The sequence below is a fragment of the Amycolatopsis iheyensis genome (assembly GCF_024703995.1).
In the GTDB taxonomy this organism is placed as follows: Bacteria; Actinomycetota; Actinomycetes; order Mycobacteriales; family Pseudonocardiaceae; genus Amycolatopsis; species Amycolatopsis iheyensis.
Map to the genome: position 1 here is coordinate 1 of NZ_JAMXQV010000009.1, position 9,545 is coordinate 9,545.

Genomic DNA, 9,545 nt, shown 5'->3' on the forward strand with positions numbered 1-9,545 from the left:
TGCCGATCTTGGTGATCTTGCCGTGGGCGATGAGGAACACCTGGTCGGCTTGGGAGCCGAATTCGACCAGGACGTCGCCGGGGGCGTAGTCGTGCCGGGCGAAGCGTCCGGCCAGTTCGGTGAGGACTTCTTCGTCGGGGTAGCCGCGTAGTGGGGCGAGTTCGCCGAGTTCGGGTGGGATGACCCGGACGTCGGCGCCGGTGGTGGTGAAGGTGACCCGTCCGTCGCCCACGGCGTAGGATGGTGAAGGTGACCCGTCCGTCGCCCACGGCGTAGGAGAGGCGGCGGTTGACGCGGTAGGCGCCGCCGGAGACTTCCACCCAGGGCAGCAGCTTCAGCAGCCACCGGGAGGAGATGCCCTGCATCTGTGGAACCGACTTGGTCGTCGTGGCCAGCGTCCGGGCCGCGGCCCGCCCCAAGCTCAACGGCGCCTGCTCGGTGTCCACCGGATCGGTGACAGTCACAACGAGAACCACCCAATCGTTCGTCGGTCAGGAGTAACGGGGGTTGGTGGCGTGCCAGGTGAAGCCGCCGCCCATCCAGGAACGGACGCCCACGAGGAACCGTTGCAGCTCCGGGGACGGCACCGCCGCCAGCTCCCGATGGCCGTCTTCGAACTCGTGGACGATCTTGTTGTGCAGCTCGACGGTCGCTTCGACCGCCTCCTCGACCGGGCAGTCCCGGTCCGCCGCGATCTGCAGGACCATGTTGCAGACCGGTTTCTCGTCGGCGGCGTCCTTGGCCACCGAATGGAGATCGTTGACCAGCACCGACGCCGTGCCGGCCCGCATCATCGCCTCCCGCACCCGCGGGTCGTAGTAGAACGGCGCGGCCAGCTCGTAGCCGCCGACGGCGTCGATGAGCGTCATCGACGTGTAGAAGCTGTCGTGCTGGCGGGCCGCCAGGTACTCCCACGCCGGCGGGTAGCGGCCCGTGTGGCGCCACGCCGCGTACGCGTCCCAGCTGACGAACATCGCGAACGTCGAGTAGCAGACCCGCTGGACGAGCACCGGTGACCCGTGCCGGCCCAGGTGCTCGGTCGCCGAACCGAGCCCGACCAGGATCGGGTCCGCTCGCAGTGCTTCTTCGAGTGGCGCGGTGAATTCGCCGGCGGGGGCGACCGGGTCCATGGCCGCCATGACGAGCGCCAGGCGCGGCGGCAGCTCGGTGGGCGCCGCGCCGAGCGTGCTGTCGTCGGCGTAGTAGTCGTCGGCCGCCCACCACGTCGCGTTCAGCTGCGCCGCCACGAGCAACCGGTCCGGGTCGTCGCAGTCGGGGTGGGCGAGCATCACCAGCCGGCCGAACCCGGCGTGCGCGATCTGCTCGAGGCCCTCGCCGGTGAACCCGCAGTCGGCGGCCCACGAGACCAGCCGCCGGTCGACCTCCTCGGCGAGGGCGTCGTCAACGCGGCCCACCACCGGGCAGTACAGCGGCGACGCGCTACCGTCACCCCACGGCAGGTAGGCGTAGGCCGGGTCCTGCCCGGGCGCGGGCGCGAACTGCGTCGCGATCCGCGCCGCGGACGTGCCGAGGCCGAACGGCCCGGCCAGCAGGCCCGCCGCCCCGCCTGTGGTCCACTGTGGACACACGGTCATCGCGCTCTCCCTCGGCACCCCCGCCCGCTCAGACGCGGTCGGCGGCGATGAGCAGGTAGTGGAAGCTGCCTTCGCGGTAGGCGGTCAGGAACGGCCCTTCGATCCCGGTGGCCACCGAGGACTGCTCCCGCAGCTCCCAGTAGGGGATCGTCGCCGCGGTCAGGTCGACGACGTTGATCGGCACGAAACCGTTGGCGGCCAACGCCTTGAAGTAGTCACCGCGGGCGTGGATGTTGCAGATGTAGTGCTGGTCGATCTGGCTCACCGCGCGCGAGCGGCCACCCGTCACGTCGTTGTAGCACCCGGTGATGGTGACGTACCGCCCGCCGGGCTTGAGCTGGCGCGCGTGCTCGGCGAACAGGTCGTTCAGGTCGACGTACATCGTGCTCTCGTTGTTCCAGATGCCTTGGAACGCGCCGGATTCGAAGCCGGTGTCGAGCATGTTCTTCAGGTGGTAGCGCACCGAACCGTCGATGCCGCGCTTGCGCACGTGGTCGTTCGCGAAGCCGACCTGCTGCTCGGAGATCGAGATGCCGTCGACCTGGCAGCCGAAGCGCAGGTGCGCCATCACGCTGCTGCCGCCGCGGCCGCAGCCGGCGTCCAGCAGGCGGTCGGTCGGCGCGATCGGGCCCAGGTGGTCGAGGAGGACCTCGGCCTGGGCGGTCTCGAGCCGGTGCATCTCGGCGATGATCGCCTCGTCGCGGGTGGCTTCCGGTGTCTGGAGGACGGCGGGGTCGTAGTCGCCGAGGCCGTAGTGGTGGTGGTAGAGACCGTCGACGTCGCCCAGCCGGAGGTTCACCGGATCCTTCTCCGCGTTCCAGTAGTCGGCGACCGACTGCTGGTACGCGGTGCGGGCCACGGGCTGGTCGAGAGCGGTCATCGAGAAACTCCTCGTTCGGTTTTCGTTGGTGAACAAGGAAACTGACGGCCGTGTGCCGTCGTCCCCTCCCTCTCGAAGTTAGTGCCGGGAGTTTCGAAGGGACAAGGAGCTTCACTCGCACTGCGCGGTCGTTGCCCGAGTGGCCCAGTGGCGACCCCGCGCGGTGTGGCCCCGGGCGGACCGGAGGGTCCCCGTTAGAGACCGGGGGTGACTCGACCGGATGACGATCTGCCACCCTCGGTCGTCGCCGGTGCTCAGGGGAGTGGCGCGGCGCTTTCGGGCAGACCGGCCAGCAGGTCGCCGTGCTCGGCGACGCGCTCGAGGACGTCTTCCGCGGTGAAGGTCAGGTGCAGCACGTGCCGGCAGGCCCGGACCTCGGCCCAGGTCACCGGCGTCGAAACCGCCGGGTGGTCGCGGCCGCGCAGGGAATACGGCGCCACCGTCGTCTTGGCCGGGTTGTTCTGGCTCCAGTCGATGAACACCCGCCCGGTGCGCTGGGCCTTCGCCATCACCGCCGTCACGGTGTCCGGTGTTTCGCGGGCGAGCCGCCGCGCGAGGTCCTTCGCGTAGGCCGACGGCGCCGCCGGGTCGTCGGTCTCGATGCCACAGTACAGCTGCATGCCCTTCGAGCCCGACGTCTTCGCGAACGGGGTGAGCCCGTCGGCGACGAGCACGTCGTGCAGGCGTTCCGCGACGCGCGCGCAGTCGACGACCGTCGTGCCCGGGCCGGGGTCGAGGTCGAACACGAGGCGGTCCGGCGCGCGCCGGGTGGCGTCCGGCGTGACCGTCCACTGTGGAACATGCAGCTCCAGCGCCGCCATGTTCGCCGCCCACACCAGGTCCGGGAGCTCGTCGAGCAGCGGGTAGTCGATCGTGTCGCCGCTGCCGCGGGAGCCCGTGCTCGGCAACCGGACCGTGTGCAGCCACGCCGGGGCGCCGTTCGGGACGTTCTTCTCGAACCACTTCTCGCCGTCGACGCCGTTGGGGTAGCGGATGAACGTGACCGGCCGGCCGGCGAGGTGCGGCAGCAGGAACGCCGCGACGCGCGAGTAGTAGTTGATCACCTCGCCCTTGGTGAACCCGTCGGCCGGGTACAGCACCTTGTCCAAATTGGACAGCGTGAGCTGCCGGTTGCCCGCCTGCACGGTGATCCGCTGCCCGGCGGGCTCGGTGGGAGCGGGCGGCGGAGGCAGCTCCGGGAGCGGAGTCGCGCGCGGGGCGAGGACGTCGCCGGGTTCCTTGTCGGCCCGCAAGCCCCGCCACGCCGTGTGGCGGACGCGGCCGGCGCGGGTGAACTGGCGGTAGACGATCTCGCCGACCAGCCGCGGTTCGACCCACCGGGCACGCACGGTGTCCTCTCGCGGCGGCGCCACGGCGAACGGGTGAGTCCGGCGTTCGAGCGGCTCGAGCCGCGCCTGCAGCTCGGCGCGGGTGGCCTGGCTGAACCCGGTGCCGACGTCGCCGATGTAGACGAGGTCGCCGGTGCCGGGGTCGTGCGCGCCGAGCAGCAGCCCGCCGAGGGTGCCGGTGAAGCTGCGCTGGCCGGGCCGCCAGCCGCAGACGATGACCTCCTGCGTCCGGATCAGCGGGTGCTTGAGCCAGGAGTCCGGCCGCTGGCCGGGTGAATAACCCGAGTTGCGCAGCTTCGCGACGACACCTTCGTAGCCGGCGGACGCGGCGTGGGCGAGGAAGTCCGCGGGCGTGCGGCGGTCGGCGGCGAGCTCGGCGAAGGTCACCGCGCGGACCACCGAGACGCGGTACGGGTCGGGCATCGGCAGTCCGGCCAGCAGGCCGCGGCGCACGTCGTAGGGCTCCTTGAGCAGGTCGCGGTCGCCGAGCCGGAGAAGGTCGAAGGCGAGGAACCGGACCGGGACGTCGTCGAACGCCAGGCCTTTCGGCGCACTCTGGTGGCGGACCCATCGCCCCCGGCGTTCCTGCATGAGCTCGAAGTCGATCCGGCCGTCTTCGCCGTAGGTGACGACTTCGCCGTCGAGGTGGGCGGCCTGCCCGTCGAGCCCGGGGGCGAGCACCCCGGCGAGCTCGGCGAACTCGGCGGTGAAGTCGATGTTGTTGCGGCTGGTGAGCACGGTGGTGCCGTCGGGGGCGATCCGCATCGCCGCGCGGTAGCCGTCCAGCTTGTACTCGTAGGCCCACTCCGGCCCGCTGCGCAGGCGGCCGCCGTCGGCCTTGGCCAGCATCGGGTCCACCCACGCCGGGACGCGGGACGCGTCGTGAGCAGCCATGCCGAACTCTAACCCGTTCGGCCTAGCTCCGCCGGGTTTGCGCAGGTTGGAACGCCTGCTTCCACTCGTCGGTGAGCCGCTCGCCGGGCGCGGCCGCCCAGCACGCCGCGAGCAGGTCGTAGCCGAGGTGGACCAGCGCGGCGTGCGCGGGCCAGTGCCGCCGCGTCCAGGCGAGGTCGTTGTGCGCGGAGTCGACGGCAGCGCGGGTGGCGCCCTCGAGCTCGAACTGGAGGTCGCGGCGGGCGGGCATGGCCGGCGCGTTCGCGAGCAGCGTCAGGGCGGCGGCCCGGACGCGGGACTCGGTCCAGCGGAACGTCGTGCGGTGCGCGTTCGGCGCGACGAGGTACTGCGACAGCACCGCGAGCGCGACACCGAGGGCCGTCTCGACGAACCGGTCGCGGATGACCGGTGTGCTCGCCGTGGCGCCGCCGGCGAGGAGCGCGACGGGCGTGATGAACACGACGGCGACCGCGTAGTTGCGCGGGACGAACAGCTCGATGCAGAACTGCAGCACGGCGATGGTGGCGATGAGCGCGAGCCCGGTGGGCGCGAGCTGGATGAGGAGGGCGAACAGGCCGAGGCCGGCCGCGGTGCCGGCGAACCGCTGCAGGCCGCGGACGTTCGCGCGGACCCGGTCGGTGCCCTGCTGCAGGACGACGAGCGTGCTGAGGACCGCCCAGTGCGGACGCGTCAGGCCGAGTGACGCGCTGAGTGCCCCGGCGGCCGCGCAGGTGCCGCCGACGCGCAGGGCCGTCAGCATGGCGTGCGAGCGCAGGGTCGCCGAGCGGCGCAGCCGGTAGCCGACCGCCGGGCGGGGGAGCGGAAGGGGTGTCTCGTCGTCGGCGCCGCTCGCGTCGGCGAAGCGCCGGTGGGCGGCGATGAGCGTGGCCGCGAGTTCGGGCCGGTCGCCGGCGTCGTGGACCGCGCCCCAGGCGGCGGAGATGGCGGAGCCGGCGGCGTGCCGGGCTTCGGCGCCGGCGTGGCCGGCGCGGAGGAAGGCGTCGACGGCGCGAACGGCCCGCTCGACGGCGACGCGTTCCGGCTTGCGGCGGTCGGCGACGAACCCGGCCATGGACACCAGCGCCGAGGAGAGGCCGCCGAGGGCGGTGCAGAGCAGGAGGGGGAGCGGGTGGGCGCCGGCCTCGGTGGCGACCATCGCGCCGCCGCAGACGAGGGCGAAGAAGAGGGCGCCGGGCGGCCCGAGCCGCAGCGCGTCGACGACGAAGACGGCGAGTACGGCGACGACGGTCACCACGACGACGACATTGCCACCCAAGCTCCCGGCGGCGGCGCCGAGCCCGGCGGAGAGCAGGAGAAGCGCGGCGGCGGTGAGGACGACCCAGGCACGCACGCGGTAGGGGCGGCCTTCGCCGTAGAGGACGGCGAAGGCGCCGAAGGTGACGAAGAGGGCGACGTCGGCGTGTCCGGCGAGGACGACTCCGCCCCCGGCGAGGGCAACGGCCCCGGCGGCCCGAAGCCCGGCACTCCACCGCCGCCCGGCGGCGGGCAGCGCGAAGAGGACGGACCGCGGCCGGATGACACGGGGGAGCGGGTCGTCGGGCGGCACACCCCATTCCAACACGGCGTGGGGCCTGGGTGAGGGGGCGGCTCGGGGTGGCGGCCGGGCGGCGCGGGGGGAGTGCCGGGTGGTGGGGAGCGCCGGGTCGTGGTGGGGCGGCGTGCTTGGCGGCGGGGAGCGCCGGGCGGTGGGGTGGCCGGGCTGGTGGCGGCGGGGAGCGCCGGGTGGTGGGGTGGCCGGGCTGGTGGCGGTGGCGAGCGTCGAGGGGTGGGGCGGCCGGGTTGGTGGCGGTGGGGAGCGCGGGTTTTGGTGGGGCGGCGTGCTTGGCGGCGGCGGGGAGCGCCGGGTGGTGGGGTGGCCGGGCTGGTGGCGGTGGCGAGCGTCGAGGGGTGGGGCGGCCGGGTTGGTGGCGGTGAGGAGCGCGGTTGTGGTGGGGCAGCCGGCTTGGCGGCGGCGGAGAGCGCCGGGCGGTGGGGCGGCGGGCTCGGCGGCGGCGAGCGCGGGTCGTGGTGAGGCGACCGGGTTGGCGCCGGTGAGGCCTCGTGCGTTGGTGACTTCGGGCGCGGCTCGCTCGCGTGAGGTGGATCCCGCGGCGACTTCAGCCGCCGGTTGCCAGAGGGCCATCGCCGCGAGCCTCGGTCAAGCCGGGAGCAAGTCCTCCACCGCGCGCCGCAAGGTCTCCCGCACCGTCTCCGCGTCGTCCAGCTCGCCGCCGTGCAACGCGCCGTCGCGCAGGAGGACCAAGACCCGTGCCGCGTGGTCCGGGTCCGCGTGCCCCGCCGCGGCCGCGTCCTCGCGCAGGACCTCGAAGAACCACTTCCGGTGGTCCTCGATCACCGCGCGGACCTTGTCCTCCGGATCCGGGTACTCCGCCGCCGCGTTCAGGAACTGGCAGCCGCGGAAGTCCTCGCCGCACGTTGCGTCGCCCACCACCGACAACGCCGCCGCCAGTGCCTCGCGTGGGGGCCTGCCCGCGCGGGCCGCGTTCACCGCCTCCCGGATCTGTGCGCTCGCCGTCCTCAGGTAGGCCGCCACCAGGTCGTCCTTCGTCGGGTAGTGGCGGTAGAACGTCGCCCGCGTCACCGACGCCTCCGAGACCAGGCGCTCGACCCCCACCGCGTGGATGCCCTCCGCGTAGAACAGCCGGGACGCCGTCGCCAGCAGCCGGTCCTTGGGGTGCACCGAAGCAGACGTCATCGGTCCAGTATAGAGAAAGACTGGTCGTTCTGCCAGATCGGCTTCGTCACATTGCCACCGCCGTCGAAACCGGCCAGAGTATGGAGACAGAAAGACCAGTCGTTCTCTCTGAGGAGCCAGCCATGAGCAAGCCCACCATCGTCCTGGTCCACGGCGCGTTCGCCGACTCGTCGAGCTGGACCGGTGTCATCGAGCAGCTGCGGGAGCAGGGCTATCCGGTCGTCGCGGTCGCCAACCCGCTGCGGGGCCTCGAGTCCGACGCGGCCTACGTCGCCGACGTCGTCAACGGTGTCGACGGCCCGGTCGTCCTCGCCGGTCACTCCTACGGCGGCGCCCTGATCACCCGCGCCGCCACCGGGACCCCGAACGTCCGCGCCCTCGTCTACATCGCCGCCTTCCAGCCGAACACCGGCGAGAGCGTCTTCGAGCTGTCCGCGGGCGCCAAGCTCGGCCCGGAGACCACGAACGTCCTGGTCCACGACGGCCAGCCGGAGCTGTCGATCAAGCCGGCGGACTTCGCCGAGGTCTTCGCCGCCGACCTGCCCGCCGACACCGCCGCGACCCTCGCCGTCACCCAGCGCCCGGTCGCCCAGCAGGCCCTCGCCGCGCCCTTCGAGGGCACCCCGGCCTGGTCGAAGCTCCCGAGCTGGACGCTGATCGCCAACCAGGACAACGCGATCCCCGCCACGGCTCAGGAGTCCATGGCCGAGCGCGCGAAGTCGACCGTCCGGCGGATCGACGCTTCGCACGCCGTCGCGGTGTCGCAGCCGGCCGTGGTCGCCGAGGTCATCGCCGCCGCGGCCGCCGGCACCGAGTGATCAGCGGGTGAACCTGCGGATGCGGTAGCGCAAGCCGGTCGTCGAGGACAGCCAGCCCCCGTCCTCGGCGACCCGCCAGCGCGGGTCCGGGGCCGGCGCGAACGTGTCGCCGTCGACCTTCGTCTCGACCTCGGTCACCGACAACGTCGTGGCGTAGGCCAGCGCCGCCCGGTAGATCTCGCCGCCGCCGATCACCCACGTCTCGGGTGACCCGGCGGTGAGCTCCAGCGCCTCGGCGACCGACCCGGCCCGGTCCGCGCCCTCGGCCGACCACTGCGGGTCGCGCGTCACGACGACGTTGCGCCGGCCGGGCAGCGGGCGGAACCGCGGCGGCAGCGAGTCCCACGTCCGGCGGCCCATCACGACGGGGTGGCCGAGCGTGGTCGCCTTGAAGTGGGCGACGTCCTCGGGCAGCCGCCACGGGATCGCGTTGCCCGCGCCGATCACGCCGTCGACGGTCTGCGCCCAGATCAGCCCGACGGTCACACCGCCACCGGCGCCTTGATACCGGGGTGGTGCTGGTAGCCGAGCACTTCGACGTCTTCGAAGCGGTAGTCGAACAGCGAGGACGCCTGGTTCAGCTTCAGCGTCGGGAACTCGTACGGCGTCCGCGAAAGCTGCGTGGTCACCTGCTCGACGTGGTTGTCGTAGACGTGGCAGTCGCCGCCGGTCCAGATGAAGTCACCCGGCTCGAGGCCCACCTGCTGGGCCACCATGTGCGTCAGCAGCGCGTAGCTGGCGATGTTGAACGGCACACCGAGGAACAGGTCGGCACTGCGCTGGTACAGCTGGCAGGACAGCCGCCCGCAGGCCACGTGGAACTGGAAGAACGCGTGGCACGGCGCCAGCGCCATCTTGTCCAGCTCGGCGACGTTCCAGGCGGACACGATCATCCGCCGCGAGTCCGGGTCGTGGCGCAGCGTGTCGAGCACCGCGGCGATCTGGTCGATGTGGCTGCCGTCCGGCGTCGGCCACGACCGCCACTGCACGCCGTAGACCGGGCCGAGCTCGCCGTCGGTGTCGGCCCACTCGTCCCAGATCGTGACGCCGTGCTCACGCAGCCAGCCGACGTTCGAGTCGCCGCGCAGGAACCACAGCAGCTCGTACACGATGGACTTCAGATGTACTTTTTTCGTGGTGACCAGCGGGAAACCCTGCGCGAGGTCGTAGCGCAGCTGGTGCCCGAAAACACTCCGGGTGCCGGTGCCCGTCCGGTCGGCCTTCGCCGTCCCGGTCTCGAGCACCATCCGCAACAGGTCTTCGTACTGGGAGTCCGCCACGGCCGTACTGTAC

At 72.4% G+C, this 9,545-nt stretch carries 9 protein-coding genes and 1 pseudogene; 2 read left to right on the forward strand and 8 right to left on the reverse strand.

Features of this window, described 5'->3' with window-relative positions; translation table 11 throughout:
- The 5 genes and pseudogenes from M8542_RS18730 to M8542_RS18750 form a co-directional block, all read right to left on the reverse strand.
- Positions 1-464, reverse strand: a pseudogene (locus tag M8542_RS18730) (Crp/Fnr family transcriptional regulator); the annotation flags it as partial.
- A 27-nt stretch (positions 465-491) separates the two neighbouring features.
- The gene (locus M8542_RS18735) at positions 492-1,595 is read right to left on the reverse strand and encodes a family 2 encapsulin nanocompartment cargo protein terpene cyclase (protein ID WP_257921484.1); all 1,104 of its coding nucleotides are present in this window, start codon (positions 1,593-1,595) and stop codon (positions 492-494) included.
- Between the two features lie 28 nt (positions 1,596-1,623).
- On the reverse strand, positions 1,624-2,475 hold the full coding sequence (locus M8542_RS18740) for a geranyl diphosphate 2-C-methyltransferase (RefSeq protein ID WP_257921485.1): 852 nt from the start codon (positions 2,473-2,475) through the stop codon (positions 1,624-1,626).
- Positions 2,476-2,729: 254 nt separating this feature from the next.
- Entirely contained in the window at positions 2,730-4,718 is a 1,989-nt protein-coding gene (gene ligD, locus M8542_RS18745; protein ID WP_257921486.1) for a DNA ligase D, read from the reverse strand.
- A gap of 22 nt (positions 4,719-4,740) precedes the next feature.
- On the reverse strand, positions 4,741-6,300 hold the full coding sequence (locus M8542_RS18750) for an FUSC family protein (RefSeq protein WP_257921487.1): 1,560 nt from the start codon (positions 6,298-6,300) through the stop codon (positions 4,741-4,743).
- Between the two features lie 291 nt (positions 6,301-6,591).
- Between M8542_RS18750 and M8542_RS18755 the strand changes: the two genes are divergently transcribed.
- Entirely contained in the window at positions 6,592-6,750 is a 159-nt protein-coding gene (locus M8542_RS18755) for a hypothetical protein (protein ID WP_257921488.1), read from the forward strand.
- Positions 6,751-6,876: 126 nt separating this feature from the next.
- Here the strand turns inward: M8542_RS18755 and M8542_RS18760 are convergent, their stop codons facing one another.
- The gene (locus M8542_RS18760; protein ID WP_257921489.1) at positions 6,877-7,434 is read right to left on the reverse strand and encodes a TetR/AcrR family transcriptional regulator; all 558 of its coding nucleotides are present in this window, start codon (positions 7,432-7,434) and stop codon (positions 6,877-6,879) included.
- 122 nt (positions 7,435-7,556) lie between these two features.
- Here M8542_RS18760 and M8542_RS18765 point away from each other — a divergent pair, with 122 nt between their 5' ends.
- Entirely contained in the window at positions 7,557-8,252 is a 696-nt protein-coding gene (locus M8542_RS18765; protein WP_257921490.1) for an alpha/beta fold hydrolase, read from the forward strand.
- On the opposite strand, the gene M8542_RS18770 is transcribed toward M8542_RS18765, so the two are convergent.
- Both M8542_RS18770 and M8542_RS18775 read right to left on the reverse strand, forming a co-directional pair.
- Positions 8,253-8,738: a dihydrofolate reductase gene (locus M8542_RS18770; protein ID WP_257921491.1), complete on the reverse strand. Its 486-nt coding sequence runs from the start codon at positions 8,736-8,738 to the stop codon at positions 8,253-8,255.
- Positions 8,735-9,532, reverse strand: coding sequence for a thymidylate synthase (locus M8542_RS18775; RefSeq protein WP_443641730.1), 798 nt, complete (start codon positions 9,530-9,532; stop codon positions 8,735-8,737). Before M8542_RS18775 ends, M8542_RS18770 begins: the two co-directional genes overlap by 4 nt.
- Positions 9,533-9,545: the final 13 nt, after the last annotated feature.